The following is a 14,858-nucleotide window of genomic DNA, read 5'->3' as shown; positions in this document are numbered from 1 at the left end:
TCTAAAAGATTATCGCCCATATTCCGACATATTATTTAAGAGCTTTCGCTCAATAATACTTTCGGGGGATGACTTATGTCACAGCTTATCAAAAAACGGGCTTTTCGTTCATCGAGCATTGCAAACACTTTGGCCCTCATCCTGCTAGTCATCATCGTTGTCGTCTTCTCGATTCTCGGTACCTTCTTCTTTTCGAACACCAAAAGCATTCTGGTTGACCAGCAGGAGTCTATACTCATGACCCAAACACAGGGGATTGTCAGCCAATTCGATGCCTTGTTTAAGGAAAAGGGCTCACTCGTCAAACAAATGTCCACGAACGATCTTTTCAGGCAATATATTGAGAGTACAACACCAGAACAAGTGACCACATCCCCACATGCTGCTGACACCATAGCGACCTTGGCGGAAATTGTAAAAGCAGAGCCGTCCTTTGCCGATGCCTGGGTTGCCGGATTATCCGGGAAGGGCTATTTCCTGCAAAATGACGGTGTTGGCTCCAAGTCTGATTTTGATATCCGTTCACGTCCCTACTTCAAGCCTGCATCCGACGCCGACGGCCTGTATTATTCTGAGCCCTATGCTGATGTCAACACCGGCACTTTGCTGATGGGTATCTTTTATCCGATTAAAAATGACAGCAATCAGCTGATCGGCTTTATTGCCGCAGACATTGCCTTCGATGACATTCCGGCCATCATGCAGAGCTACTCTCTGGGAAGCACCGGTTATTCCATCCTGGCCACCCGCTCCGGCGACCTGCTGTATCACCCCGACAAAGACAAAGTCATGAATGAAAAAATTAATGAGAGCTCTGGTGACCTCGGCTTAATCGGCAAAAAAATGGTCAATGGCGATTCCGGCGTAGAGCTGATAAATGATAATGGTGAATCTCGTTATATCGGTTACGCTACCAGCAAGGATACAGGGTGGTCTGTCGGCTTGACCATTACTCAGCAAGAAGCGCTAAGCGAATTAAAATCCTTTACCCGCAGCACAATCGCCGGTTTTTCAGCAGCTGCCCTTCTTTTGGTGGTAATCTGTTATGTCACACTCCGGTACCTGCTGAGAGCTATACCAAGGCTGCTTACTGCAATCAAACGGATTGAAGACGGTGATCTGACGGTTCAGTTCAAAGAACATTCAGACAACGAAATCGGACAGATTGCCCAAGGTATTTCCAGCATGGTCCAGAAGATTCAGGGCATGATCCAAGTCATCAGCAATACTACCCAGGTGTTGAGCCAGTCTTCCCATAACCTGCAAAGTATTTCTGCCGGCACTGCCATAACGATGAACGAAACGGCGACAGCCATCAATGAGATTGCCAACGCCACAAATTACCAGTCAACGGAATCAGAAAGTATTCTGCGCAAGACAGGGGCTCTGTCGGATCAGATTAACGAAATCACCAGTGATGCGCAGGCTGTGGAATCGATGGCGCAAATATCTGTGCAGCTGAGCGAAACAGGTCTTGCCTTGGTAGAGCAGCTATCCCAATCCGCTGAAGACAATCACAGATCAACTCAGGCAGTATCGTCTATTATAGAGGAAATTGATACCAGCCGGCACGAGATTACAGGCATTGTGGGCACCGTTAATCAGATCGCCACCCAGACCAACCTATTGGCGCTCAACGCTTCTATAGAGGCTGCACGTGCAGGTGAACATGGCCGGGGATTTGCGGTGGTGGCCGGAGAAGTCCGGAAGCTCGCTGAACAAACGGCGTTAGCCACTCAGGAAATCTACAAAAAAGTCAGCGCCATTGAAGAAAAAACAGTAATCTCCGTAGAGCACACTAATAATGGCTTGAAGATTGCCGGGGAAAATGCCCGGTCCGTAGAGAATGCGAAGCAGGTCTTCTTTGATCTGAACAGGGATCTGGGGGAATTGAAGCTACGGATGATTCAGATCAGCAATAATACCTCCATTGTCCATAAGCACAAGGATGAGATTTTACAGGCAATTGAGATCATCTCTTCCACAACCGAGGAGAATTCCGCCTCCACACAAGAGGTGAGCGCCAATACACAGGAGCAATTAAGCAGTATTGAGCAGGTCGCCGAATTATCCAGACAGTTGAGCCAAATCTCCCAAAGGCTGGAGGAAGAATTAAAACAATTTAAGGTTGAGTGACGGGGCAATTATAGGGACTGCCCGAACAGTCAAGCTAATGAATACAAAAGGCCTGCGCTAAGCGCAGGCCTTTTGTATGGGCATTACCATAAGCTTGCTTAACTGTAGAATTGCCAGAAAACCAGCAACCCTGCCAGTACAGCAATCATTACGATGGGCAGAATGGCTGCCCGCTTATCACGGACGGTTAATGCAGAACGTTTAGATGTCCAGGATATTAGCAGCGCCGCGACAAATAGCACCGCCAGTCCGGTCAGGACGTAGTTAATTACAAGCTGCGGATAGACTTCGGAATATGCACGCTCATTGTTGCTGAGCATCCTTAGAGCCAAAATCAGATTGTTCGCCACAATGCCTGTACCTGTGAGGGAAAGGCAGGTCACCAGTCTGCGGCTCCCGGCGCCTGACACAGAGTGTCTACTGGCTCTGCGTTTTTTCAAAACAGCCTGCACCAGCAATACAAACGGGGAGATAATGAAATAGGCGACAGCCAGCACTGCAAGTACGGCATTGATAATAAGCACAGGCATTGTTCTGCCGGCCGGCAGCGGTAAATAATCGGAGGTGTAGACTGAGATTGCCTCCACCTTGCCATCCCCCATCTTAGCGTACAGCATCGGCCAGACATCGAGTGCCGAATCTCCGCCCACCTTCTGGTAAAGGTACGGCTCAACCTGCTGATAGCTTCCAGTCATGCCTGCAAGAGATACCTGAAGCTGATTCTCACCCTGCGGCTTAAGCTTCATCAGCGTCAGATAAGGAAATAGCTTCATGAAGCCATACCCCGGACGCCGCGCAGCCATGAACTCGCCCTGCACCTCAGAGGTATCGGGCAGATCCACAGTCTCTGTCAGCTCGCGCATGCCTACGATCTCTTTGGTCAGGCCATGCACGATATTGGATTCACCAGCCTGATTGGTCATAATAATAACTGCAAACCGGTCTTCAGGCACAATCTGCAGATTAGTAGCAAAAGCAATCGTATTTCCGCCATGCCCCAGCGTCCGCAGCGTACCCGGATACTCCCAGAAGCCATGGGCAATGCCTGGCATCCCTTCAGCGGTGGAATAGCTGCGGGCCAGCATGTTCTCCAGCGTCTCCGGCTTCTCAAACAGTGGGGATTGTTCTCCTGCCGCAGGCATAAATGCCATTGCAAACTTAGCTAGATCCTCTGCAGTCCCGTTATTGCCGCCGTTAGGATACATGGACATATAATTCCATGATCCTTGCGTGAAGGAGCCCTCTTCTTCGAAGAAATATCCCTTAGCCTTATGCTCAAGCAGCTCAGGACGGTCTTCTACAACGGAATACGCAATGGAATCCTGCATACCCAGCGGCTCAAAAATATGCTCCTGCACATAATCATGATAGGGCTGGCCGCTGATTAACTCCACAATATAAGCAGCAAGTGAATTCCCGTAGTTCGAGTAAGCCACCACCTCCCCGGGTCTGAAAATCTGTGCCGGCTGGGCAAGCCGCAGCCCGGCTTCCAGTGACTGCACCTCCTCAGGGGACTGATAGGCCATATCGAACATATACTCTTCAAAACCCGCATTATGGTTCATCAGATTGAGCATCGTAACCGGCTCGCTGTATTTCAGCCTGGTCAGAAAATCCGGCGGCAGATAGCTGCGGATATCCTGATTCAGATCAAGCTTCCCTTGTTCCGCCAGCTGAATCACTGAAGTCCATACGGCCAGCTTGCTGATGGAGCCCCACTCCATCACCGTATCCGGGGAGACAGGGATCTGCTGTTCTACATCGGCGAAGCCGTAACCCTTGGACAGAACGACCTGGCCATCCTTCACCATAACAACGGATGCGCCTACCGTCTTTTGTCCTATGTACTCTTTTACATAATTGTCGACAAAAGCTTCCAGGCCGGCCAGCGGAATACCGGAAGGTGTCGCTCCCTCTCCTGTCTTCCCGGCTGCAAATACTGTCATACTGCCGGATAATAGCAATAGGACCGAAAATACAAGTATCATTCCTCTTCTTAACAATGAAACCTCTCCTTGTTGTCGGGTAAATTACTGCTGTCACCCCCTATTCTACCAAAATACCTTCCATGCAACCTAATAATATAAAATAGAACCGATCACGCATCAGCCAGCATACCGGAGCATCCGGCCGGACTTTTACGAAGAAGCCTGCTGAGGCCTGCTGTTCCTGTCAGCGCCGTGCTCAGTCTATATAAGGACGGCTGACGCGAATTGGGAACGTTCAGGCTTTCCTGTATAATTTTAAACATTACGCCGGGTGTAACGTTAAACCTACCGATCACCTATACCGGAAAGGATGAAGTAAATTGAGTTATACAGAACTGCTGGAGCGAAAAAGCGAGCTTTTAAAAAAAACCGTTGAGAATTGGGTCTTAAAAGAAAACCGTGATGGCCTAAACCTTCAGGAAGCTCATATTTACCGTAATATGCTGAAGGAATTCCACCAGAACGAGTATGAATTGAACGCGGTACGCGATGAGGAAGCCATTAAGCGTCAGGAATCCGGTTCAACAGATAAAGAGAATAGATACTAGATAATAGATAATCAGACAATTAGATCAAGGCCGGCCGGACTGGACTTCCGAACTCTTATCTTTCGAATGATAAGTCCGGCCCCTACATATAACAAACTCGCTAGCATACCCGCAATGGGAGAGATGATCCACTCTTTTCCAGCAGCAACAGCTATGTATCCGTCAATTACTAATGGGTTGATTAGCGCATCCTCCACCGAGTGCATAATGATGCACGGCCAGATAGATCCCGCCACTCTAAAAAGTTCAACAAACAGAATGGACCAGCACATCATATTTACAATGGCAATCGCGGCAAAAGTAACCTTATCAACGGGTAAGATACTGTACATATCAGAGGCCGGCAGAAAAACCAGGTAGTATGGAATATGCCATGCTCCCCATATAAAACCGGCAATTCCGTAAATCAGCCAGTCCTTAAGCTGCAGCTGTACAAGCTTTGAGGTCAAGTAACCCCGCCACACAGCCTCCTCAAAGATATTTTTTATAAATTGACCAAACAGCAACCCCAGAAACACGCCCGAAAAAGAAGGCTTCGCCCGAAAACCGGACAAGTCGATCCAACCTGCTAAGCTGCCTGCCAAGAGAACAATCGCTGTCACCATAGGAAAAATGAATAAGGCAACCACATACCACTTAAGCTTGCTTTTTAACCGTGGATGAAATCCGGCATCCTTCCAGCCATCTCCGGCAAAGAGTCGCAATAGTAGAACTGTCACCAGCGGAATAACGAGCCACACACCCATGCCAAGCGTATCCCCTTCAGTCTGCTCCTTAAGCAAACCGTCCAGCAGCACGCCACCCCATCCACTGGCTAATACCACAAAGCTGAAAATAATGAGATTACGTTTTGTTTTAAAAATCATATTGGCCTCCTAAACGATTATGACATCCTCTTAGTATTATGCTTCCGACAGTTCTTCTACCCCTATTTCTTTGCATATTTAGGAGTATGTTTGACAAAAAGTATATTCAGCATCTATTCAAAAATGTCTAATAAACCTTCCAAAATGCAATACATCATTTACATTTCTCTCTCGAAAGGCTACAATTACCCCTAATACATTATCTGGAAAGGAACTGCAGTATGCTTGCTAACAACGTCCGTGAACTCAGGGCACGCTTCAGATGGTCACAGCAGGACCTGGCTGATGCAATTGGAGCCACACGCCAGACCATAGGGCTGATAGAAAAAGGAGACTACTCCCCTTCTGTTACCCTTGCTCTAAAAATCGCCGCCGCCTTCCATCTGAATGTCGAAGATGTATTTTATCTGAAAGAAGAAGCTGAATAAAATCTAGCGGTATTCGATCGAGAGGGGATTTAATCCAATGAATATAGCCGGCCGATTACTCCGTTCTTTTAAAGACTATGATAATCAGAATAAATTAAAAAGCCTTCAGCACAAAGCAGAGCTTATCAGAGCCAGAAATCTGGCAGCTTGGGACGATGAACAGCTTCAGAAGGAATCTCTCCGGCTGCAGATGGCTGCACAATCCGGCACGGCTGTGGATGAGCTGCTGGTGGATGCTTATGCTGTAGTCTGTGAAGCGGCGAAGCGGACCCTCGGGTTACAGCCTTACAAGGTCCAGATTATGGCCGCCATTGCCCTGCACGAGCGTTGTTTGATCGAACAGCACACCGGCGAAGGTAAAACTTTGTCTGCCGTTATGCCCGCTTATCTGAACGCGTTGACCGGACAAGGTGTGCATGTGCTGACCTTCAATGATTATCTGGCTAATCGGGATGCACAGTGGATGGGACCGGTCTATCGTTTCCTGGGGTTATCCGTCAATGCGGTTCAAGCAGGCATGAGTCTGCCTATGAAAAGGGAAGCGTATGCCAGTGATATAACTTATGTTACGGCAAAAGAGGCGGGATTCGATTATTTGCGCGACTCCATCGTCTTAAACGAAGCCGATACCGTACACCGTCCCTTCCACTATGTCATTGTAGACGAAGCGGATTCACTGCTTCTTGACGAAGCCAGGGTGCCGCTCGTCATCAGCGGTGACACAAGCACTTCAACAAATGAGGACCTGCGGTTCTCAGAGGTGGCCCGGCAGCTTCAAGCGGCTGAGCATTACGACTTTGACGACTTTAAGCGCAATGTCTATCTGAATGAAGCAGGTGCTGTACAAGCAGAGCTGCTGCTGGGATGCGGCAATTTGTATGACAGCCATAACAGCCATTTGCTGACGTCTCTGAATTGTGCACTGCATGTGGAAGCATTGATGAAAAAAGACATCGATTACATCGTCCGGGACGGTAAAATCGAGCTAATCGAGGAATACACCGGGCGCGTCGCGGAGAACCGGTATTTGCCGGAAGGACTGCAGGCTGCGCTTGTTGCCAAAGAAGGACTAACTTCCTTAGCCGGCGGTAAAATCCTGGGAACGATCACCGTCCAGCACTTTATCAGCCTGTATCCGAAAATTTGCGGCATGACGGCAACAGCCCGTGCATCAGCTATGGAATTCGATAAGACCTATAGCCTGCAGGTCGTACAAATCCCGCCTAACCGTCCCAACAATCGGATAGACCATCCGTACCGGATCTATACCGATAAAGCAGCCAAACTTCATGCGCTTGTTAAGGATATTTCCTCAGTCCATGCCACAGGGCGCCCAATTCTCATAGGGACTTCAAGCGTTGAGGAATCAGACCTGCTGGCCGGGGCACTGACAGCCGCCGGTGTACCCTGCCATGTTCTGAATGCCAAGAACGACGCAGAGGAAGCCGGAATTATCGCCAAAGCGGGTGTGCTCGGTGCCGTGACCGTATCAACGAATATGGCAGGACGCGGTGTCGATATCCGGCTCGGCGGCGGCGATCCCCGGCAGGCCGACGCTGTTGCCATGCTGGGAGGGCTATATGTAATCGGTACACATGTGAACGAAAGTGTGCGGATCGACAATCAGCTGCGCGGGCGTTCCGGGCGCCAGGGCGACCCGGGTTCATCTGTATTTTTTGTAAGCCTAGAGGATGAGCTGATGCTGCGCTTCGGCAATGAAAAGGCCGTTCATACGCCACGGCAGGATGACGCTCTCGAAGATCCGGCACTCCGCAGCACAATCACACATATACAGCGCGTTATTATGGGCCAGAACTTTGAAATTCACCAGGAGCTGAACGGTTATTCTGATATGGTAGAGGATCAGAGACGGATTCTGTACAGTGAACGGCTGGATATTCTGAGAGGCAGACAAGGGCTGAGCCCTTCGGAGCAGCGGGTCCGGCTCTTTTATATTGACGAGTTTTGGGCTGAGCATTTGGCCTACATCTCTTACCTGCGCGAAAGCATTCACCTGGAGAGCCTTGCCAGCCGCAATCCGATTGACGAATTTCATCACCAGACCAGCCAAGCCTTCGAGCAGCTTCATGCCAAAATCGATAAGGCTTCAGCCAAAATGCTTGCTAAACTTGGAGGCTCGAATGACCCGGCAGATTGGGAAAAGCTTGGCTTGATGAGTCCGCCCTCCACCCGGACTTATATTATCAATGACCAATACATCCAGGATAAACGTAGCTCATGGACCGCTGCTACCGTACTGTCCTATTGGCTCCGCAAGCCTTTAAAGTGGATATTGTCACCGGTTATTAAGCTGCCTAAGTATTGAGTTGGCCTGGCTTCTATTGACGAGACGAATCCATTATTGGTTAGCAGCTGCTGTCAGCTCACCTTAAACTGCGCAATCAGCAGCTGCAGTCCATCTGCCCTTGAAGCCAGCGCTTTAGAAGCAGAAGCCACCTCCTGTACGGAGACCAGCTGCTCCTCGGATGACGATGCCGCATTCTGTGTATGACCGGCGGCCTTGCGGGCAATTTCAGCAAGCTGGTCAACAGTGGCAGTCAGTTGCTCTGTTCCGGCCAGCAGCTCCTCGGATGAGGAGGACACCTCATGAATCTGGGAATTAATCTCACGAATCCCATGCAGTATACCGCTGAACATCTCCCCCGCTTCACTGATTCTTTGCATACCGGTGTTCACAAGCCGGCTGTTATGACTTGTGGACTCCACAGCCCGGCTGCTCCCCGCCTGAATCTCGACAATCAGACCGCCAATCCTGCCGGCGGCGTCAGCCGTATGCTCTGAGAGCTTTTTGACCTCGGCTGCTACGACGGCAAAACCTCGGCCATAGACGCCTGCACGTGCCGCTTCGATCGAAGCATTAAGAGCCAGCATGTTGGTCTGGCTGCTGATTTCGGCAATAATCCCTGCAAAGCTGCCAATTTGCCCGGTCCAGCCGGCCAGCTTAGCCATATGCCCGGAAGTCTCTGTCACCGTGCGCTCAATCATCTGCATCTGGGCTTTAATTTCGGCTATTTTGTCATTCCCGCTGTTCGCCTGTTCTGACACCAGCTCTGTCATTTCGGCGGTGTGTACCGCTGACTCAGCAATCCGCTGAACACCTGCCGACATTTCTTCCATTGCCCGCGCTGATTCACCGGTTGCTTGAAGCTGGGTGTCTGCACCAGACGCCACCCCTTTTATCGCCCGCACTACTTCCCCTGTTGTTTCCTCTGTCTGGATTGAGCTGCTCATCAGCTGCTCCGAGGTGGAAGCTACCTGAAGCGTATTATCACTCACCTGAATCAGCAGCTCACGGATCCGTGACAGCATCCGGTTAATGTGTCCTGCCATACGGGCGAATTCGTCGGCACCGCTGATTGGCAGTGTCCGCGTGAAATCGCCCTCTGCCATCGCTTCCGCTAATGAATTCACCTCATCAAGCTGTTTGGCAATCGCTCTGCTGTAAAGGTGTACCGCAACTATCGTGATGAGCAGCCCTGCTGCGCCGACCAGGATAATGGTGAGCAGCAGAGATTGCAGGGGCGCGTAAAGCTCCGCTTCAGAAATCGTCAAGCCAAGCGTCCAGCCGGTTGCCGGAAGCTTTTGATAATACAGCTGCTCTATGCCGTTATCACTTGTATACTTGACCATCCCCCTTTCCCCGGCTATCAATTCCGTTCCTGCCTGCGCAAGGGATTCATTGCTTTCCTCCGTTATTCTCAGCTTCATAAGCTTGTCCGCGTCAGGACCGGCGATATAACTCCCCTGGGTGTCCAGCAGCACTGCAAACCCGGAGTCTCCTACTCGTGTAGCCTCAATCTGCTGCTGCATGGTTGTCAGATTGATATCTCCTGTAATAACACCCTGAAGCGATCGGTCACCCTGAAAAAATGGCACCGCAAACGTAGTCATCGTAATCTCCGTTCCCGGATCGTAATACGGATCGGTAATCCCGGTCTTGTCTTTGCCGATTATGTACCAGGCCTGACCAGGATAATAATAGGAAGGATCGCTGTATTGTTCAGTCGTTACAATCTGTTCCCCGTCCCGGTAAGCATAGGTAGAGAATAGCTGCGTATCAGGCGCATATTGGCCGGGTTCAAAATAAATACCAAGCCCGAACGTATCCTCATTACTCTCCAGAGCGTGACTCAGCATGGTCCGGTACTGCTCCAGCGAAAAGCCGGAGGCAGCCGTTTCCAGCGTACGTGCCAGCACCTCAGGCACCTTACCGTGCGCCGTTAAATTGGCATTAATTTGACTGGTTACTTCAGACAGCTGAATGTCCATTTTATTTTGAATCTGCTGCTGGATAATGGATCTCGAGTAACTATAAGCAACAACACCAACAATGAGCAATGTAACCAAAAAGGCAGGCAAAATAATTGCAAAGGTTCTTGTTCGGATACTTTTAAACCCTTTATGTCTTTTTTTCTCTAAGAACTTTTCTCCCATCGTAATCTCTCCCCCACAGCTTTGAATTCAACCTTATTGAAATTGTAACGGAGATTTATGATCCAAATATTATGTGATGTCGAATTATCGCAAAAAATGTTGTAATTATTTGACGAAGCTGTCCGGGATCGTTCACGGCGGCTTTTTTGTGTTCACAATATTTCCAGCCTTTTGTTGCCATAGCAACGGAGTCACAATACTCACTCTGCTATACTAATACAAATGATATTGATTCTCATTATCATATTAATGAAACAAGGGGGCTATAGTTGCTCTACCATGCGCATAATCCGAAAGGGACAACAACCCCTTTTCAGCCAAAATAATGATTTGAAAGGAACTCCACTATGAACCGTAAATCTTCATGCACTATTATTTTCAGTCTCCTGTTAAGCTTATCTTTTATTTTGAGTGCCTGTGCCGGGCAAAAGGAACCTCAAACAGCCGAATCCGCTGCCGTGCCTACGGCCGCTCCTATAGAACAAATAAGCATTACAGTCGCCGGCCCGCCGTCTCCCCCTTCCTTACCGATACTCCGAATGATTGAATCCAAAGCTCTGGGCGATTCCGTAAGCATCAATTTTCAGTCCTGGGAATCTATCGATACGCTTACGGCTCTGGCAAACGATGCGAAAGTCAGCTTCCTCGCCCTGCCGCTGAATAATGCCGTGGTTATGTACAATAAAGGGATGGACCTGTCTCTGATGAATATTAACACATGGTCTGTAATGGACATGGTTACGACAGATCCTGCTGTGCAGGGCTGGGCTGACCTCAAAGGAACAACGCTCTATGTGCCGATGAAATCCTCACCGGTTGATTATATTACACAGACCTTTTTGAAGCAGAACGGTCTTGAACCAGGTATAGATGTAGACCTGCAGTATACTCAGCTTGCCGAAGGTGCCCAATTATTGCTGTCTGGAAAAGCCTCTACAATCGTTAGTATCCAGCCGCAGATTACCGCGATTCAGATGAAAAATGACCAGGTGCGCTCCATCGTGGATTATAAAAAAGAATGGCAGCAGGTCACCGGTTTAAGCACGGATCTGCCTAACGCCGGCCTTGCCACAAAACGATCCGTCCTTACAAGCCAGCCTGAGCTGGTTGCCCGATTCCAGGAGGAATATCAGAAAGCGCTGGAATGGACGCTCGAGAATCCCAAAGAAGCAGGTGCACTAGCCAACAAAACCTTCAAGCTGGATGCTGCAGTTGTTGAACAGGCAATCCCTCACATGGCCCTGGCCTTCGCTTCCGCTTCTGACAGCAAGGAGGTTCTGGCCACTTATTATCAGACCCTTATGAATTACAGCAAGGACAGCATTGGAGGCAAGCTTCCCGATGAACAGTTCTATTACCAGCCTTAGCAAAAAAGGACTGTCCCTGCTGGCCATCTGCCTGCTGTGGCAAATAGCCGCTCTCCAGATGGACCCGTTTGTCCTGCCTGGACCGCTGGAGACCATCCGGACCTTCCTACATTATTTGGGTGACCCGGAATTCTATTACGCTGTTTACCGGACTCTTAACAAACTGATAATCGGAATGATTTGTGTGCTGCTGCTGGGCGGGAGCCTGGGTCTGCTGATTGGACTCCGTAAGAGCTGTAAGCCCTATTTGGAGCCTGTAATCGATATGATGCAGTCCATCCCGCCAATCGCCTGGCTGGGTATCGCAATTATCTGGTTCGGTCTTACGGATGTCCCGTCTATTTTTATTATTGTACTGTCTACTACACCTGTTCTGGTTGTTAATCTGCACGAAGGTTTTGCATCCATCGACAGCAAATTATTGCGGATGGCCCAGGTATACCACATTCCCCGTCAGAAGGTCTTGCGGCATATCATTCTGCCTTCACTCAGCAGCCATCTGAAGTCCGGGATGATAACAGCAGCCGGTCTGGGCTGGAAGCTGGCCGTGATGGCTGAGCTGCTGACCTCCACCGACGGCATAGGCAGCCTGCTGTCCGATGCCAGAACGAATCTGGAAACGAGCCGTGTGTTTGCCCTGGCGTTGTTCATGGCTGTTTTCTGGAATGTAATCAAGCTGTGCATTATGTATCTGTTCCGCAGCAGAGTAAGTCTGCCCGCTCATTTGAACAAATAAGGATGGGTCTTATGCTTATAACACTGCAAGATGTATCCAAATGCTATTCCGGAGTACCGGTCCTTGAGAAGATTAACCTTTCCCTGCAGCCGTCCAAAATAATATGCCTGCTCGGTCCGTCAGGGGCAGGTAAATCAACACTGCTAAATATCCTCTCACAGACGGAAGCCGCCGATTCCGGCAGTGTCATTACCAGCCCCAAGCTGAAGCTCTCCTATGTTTTTCAGGAGGATTGTTTGCTGCCATGGTCTACGGTAAGCGAGAATATTGGTTTTGTGAGGGATAACGAGCCCGCCGCTGCCCGGGCGGAAATCAGCAGTTTTTTGGATGAGGTCGGACTTTCCGGCTACAAGGATCATTATCCCCATCAGCTGTCCGGCGGGATGCGCCAGCGCTGCTCAATTGCCCGCGCCTTTTATCATGGAGGCAATGCACTGCTGATGGATGAACCGTTTCATTCCCTGGACTATCATCTGCGGTTTGATCTGGTGCACAAGCTGATTGTGCTGTGGGAACGAAGGCAATGCGCCATCGTATTTGTAACTCACGACATCGACGAAGCCCTGCTGCTCGGCGATGAAATTCTGATTCTGTCCCGGCATCCCGGCAGAATTGTAAAACGGATTGAGATTAACACGCCGCAGCGCAGCCGCTCCCTGAAGGATCAGGAGCTGATGCTGACCCGGACTGATATTCTGGATCAGCTGTTGGATGTGCAATAGCATCATATAATTCGAAATAGTACTGTTGCATTACGGCTTCCGCCCCAGGAAATCCAGTATTAGACCATTCACTAGTTCAGGTCTTTCTAGCGGAAGCCCATGCCCGGTACGGGGAATAATCGAGGCTTCAATGTTATGTATTAGCTTGTTGGCCCGTTCAACGGCTCTATTTACATTATACTGGATATCCTGATCCCCTATTATCAGCAAGACAGGATTGCTTATTAGCTGTAATTCATCATCGTTAAGGCAGGATACAAATAATCTGGTCCGGGGCAGCGCATGCTGCATACCTGTTATGAACTGGTTTTTGATTGTCTCATTTACGCTGTTCCCTTTGCCCGTCATATAATCCATTAATTTCGTTAACCTTGTTGTTGTGGGCATTAATCCTGCAAATAAGGAGCGTATGAAGAATGCTTTACTCTGCGGCTGCAGGCTTGCTCCCGGAGCTAAGGCAATTATCTTTTGAATACGTGAGGATAATCGGGCTGCAAGCACCAAAGCTATAAATCCGCCAAAAGAATGTCCGCATACATGAACCCTATCTATGTCCAGCCCATCGAGTACCTCAGCAAACCACGCTGCACATTCCTCTTTGCTCTTAATCGGCCGGGTTGAAATGCTTTTGTTAATATCACCGGGAAAATCAATTGCATACACCCGGTAACAAGTGCTTACTGCTTCAATATTATCCAGCCAGACTGTCGAACTGAATCCAAAACCGTGCAGAAGGACCATTGGTTCGGCATCTTCCGGTCCCGCCACAAGAACATGGATATCACCAAAAGAGGTGGCAATATATTTAGACTCAACTTGAACTTTCCACAACTGCAGCGTATTATTGTAAGCCTCCATAACACTGTCAGGCTTGCCCGCCTTCCTGTAGATTGAAATTACTTGATGATCTTCATACATTCAGCAATCCTCCCTCTTCTATATCCTTGCGGAACATGCTTAGAAAAAAATGAATGTGCTTCACCATCATTTGTTCAACTCCAGCAGTTTCCTGTCCGTCAATTCTGCTTAAAATAAAGGAGTTAACCATTTGAAGCAAGGGATACTGATACTGAATGGAGAGCATTCGGGGGTCGTACGGCTTGACTTGACCAAGAGCGATATATTTTTCAAACACCACTGTCATACTATCCGTTATACCTGCAACAATATTGTTAAGATAGATTGCCCTCGCAACATCATCCCTGACTTGTTCCAGATAGATAATCCGCCATATTTTCTCCGTCTCCGGATTTTGAATATGCTCCAGAAAATTCTGAAACCCTTGTGTCAAAAATAACTCTATATTCATAGCAGCCGTAATGTCATCAAGCCTATCCTGCGGCGGTATAATTTTTGCTATTTCCATCCTAAAGTTGTAGTAAATCGTCTCCAGAATGAATGCTTTACTCTTAAAATGGTTGTACAGAGAGCTTTCCTTAATCCCGACCTCTCTGGTAATATCACGAATCGAAACGGCATTATATCCCTTTTGAGAAAAGAGATCTATAGCAACTTTTAGAATCAAATTTTTATTCTGATTCCCGATCAAAACTCCTGTTGTATCAACAAATATCCCCGATACACTAACCGTGTTCATAAGCAGATCCTCCTT

General features: G+C 48.8%; 12 protein-coding genes. 7 read left to right on the top strand and 5 right to left on the bottom strand.

Annotated elements, in window-relative coordinates; translation table 11 throughout:
* Positions 1 to 75: 75 nt before the first annotated feature.
* The gene (locus tag R70331_RS13615; protein WP_042176311.1) at positions 76 to 2,136 is read left to right on the top strand and encodes a methyl-accepting chemotaxis protein; all 2,061 of its coding nucleotides are present in this window, start codon (positions 76 to 78) and stop codon (positions 2,134 to 2,136) included.
* 98 nt (positions 2,137 to 2,234) lie between these two features.
* On the opposite strand, the gene R70331_RS13610 is transcribed toward R70331_RS13615, so the two are convergent.
* Entirely contained in the window at positions 2,235 to 4,139 is a 1,905-nt protein-coding gene (locus R70331_RS13610; protein ID WP_042176309.1) for a serine hydrolase domain-containing protein, read from the bottom strand.
* Between the two features lie 305 nt (positions 4,140 to 4,444).
* On the opposite strand from R70331_RS13610, the gene R70331_RS13605 reads away from it, so the two are divergent.
* Positions 4,445 to 4,672 (top strand): hypothetical protein, encoded by a 228-nt coding sequence (locus tag R70331_RS13605; protein ID WP_042176306.1) that lies wholly within the window; start codon positions 4,445 to 4,447, stop codon positions 4,670 to 4,672.
* A gap of 11 nt (positions 4,673 to 4,683) precedes the next feature.
* Here the strand turns inward: R70331_RS13605 and R70331_RS13600 are convergent, their stop codons facing one another.
* Complete coding sequence (locus R70331_RS13600) at positions 4,684 to 5,538, bottom strand: CPBP family intramembrane glutamic endopeptidase (protein ID WP_042176303.1); 855 nt, start codon at positions 5,536 to 5,538, stop codon at positions 4,684 to 4,686.
* A 221-nt stretch (positions 5,539 to 5,759) separates the two neighbouring features.
* Here R70331_RS13600 and R70331_RS13595 point away from each other — a divergent pair, with 221 nt between their 5' ends.
* Together R70331_RS13595 and R70331_RS13590 are read left to right on the top strand one after the other, a co-directional pair.
* Complete coding sequence (locus R70331_RS13595) at positions 5,760 to 5,966, top strand: helix-turn-helix transcriptional regulator (protein WP_042176301.1); 207 nt, start codon at positions 5,760 to 5,762, stop codon at positions 5,964 to 5,966.
* Positions 5,967 to 6,003: 37 nt separating this feature from the next.
* Positions 6,004 to 8,292, top strand: a complete 2,289-nt coding sequence (locus tag R70331_RS13590) for a preprotein translocase subunit SecA (protein ID WP_042176299.1) — start codon at positions 6,004 to 6,006, stop codon at positions 8,290 to 8,292.
* A 53-nt stretch (positions 8,293 to 8,345) separates the two neighbouring features.
* On the opposite strand, the gene R70331_RS13585 is transcribed toward R70331_RS13590, so the two are convergent.
* Complete coding sequence (locus tag R70331_RS13585) at positions 8,346 to 10,421, bottom strand: methyl-accepting chemotaxis protein (protein ID WP_042176297.1); 2,076 nt, start codon at positions 10,419 to 10,421, stop codon at positions 8,346 to 8,348.
* Positions 10,422 to 10,960: 539 nt separating this feature from the next.
* On the opposite strand from R70331_RS13585, the gene R70331_RS13580 reads away from it, so the two are divergent.
* From R70331_RS13580 to R70331_RS13570, 3 genes are read left to right on the top strand one after another with little or no spacing between them, the layout of a single operon-like run.
* A complete protein-coding gene (locus tag R70331_RS13580; RefSeq protein ID WP_052419051.1) occupies positions 10,961 to 11,788 on the top strand; it encodes an ABC transporter substrate-binding protein in 828 nt (275 codons plus the stop codon).
* Positions 11,763 to 12,524 (top strand): ABC transporter permease, encoded by a 762-nt coding sequence (locus tag R70331_RS13575; RefSeq protein WP_042176293.1) that lies wholly within the window; start codon positions 11,763 to 11,765, stop codon positions 12,522 to 12,524. The genes R70331_RS13580 and R70331_RS13575 overlap by 26 nt, the downstream gene beginning before the upstream one ends.
* A gap of 11 nt (positions 12,525 to 12,535) precedes the next feature.
* Entirely contained in the window at positions 12,536 to 13,246 is a 711-nt protein-coding gene (locus tag R70331_RS13570) for an ABC transporter ATP-binding protein (protein ID WP_042176290.1), read from the top strand.
* Positions 13,247 to 13,276: 30 nt separating this feature from the next.
* Here the strand turns inward: R70331_RS13570 and R70331_RS13565 are convergent, their stop codons facing one another.
* Positions 13,277 to 14,164, bottom strand: a complete 888-nt coding sequence (locus R70331_RS13565; protein WP_042176287.1) for an alpha/beta fold hydrolase — start codon at positions 14,162 to 14,164, stop codon at positions 13,277 to 13,279.
* A complete protein-coding gene (locus tag R70331_RS13560; protein WP_052419050.1) occupies positions 14,157 to 14,843 on the bottom strand; it encodes a TetR/AcrR family transcriptional regulator in 687 nt (228 codons plus the stop codon). The genes R70331_RS13565 and R70331_RS13560 overlap by 8 nt, the downstream gene beginning before the upstream one ends.
* Positions 14,844 to 14,858: the final 15 nt, after the last annotated feature.

The organism is Paenibacillus sp. FSL R7-0331, from assembly GCF_000758645.1.
In the GTDB taxonomy this organism is placed as follows: domain Bacteria; phylum Bacillota; class Bacilli; order Paenibacillales; family Paenibacillaceae; genus Paenibacillus_AQ; species Paenibacillus_AQ camerounensis.
The sequence above is the reverse complement of the archived record's forward strand: the minus strand, read 5'-3'. Positions and strand labels throughout refer to the sequence as shown.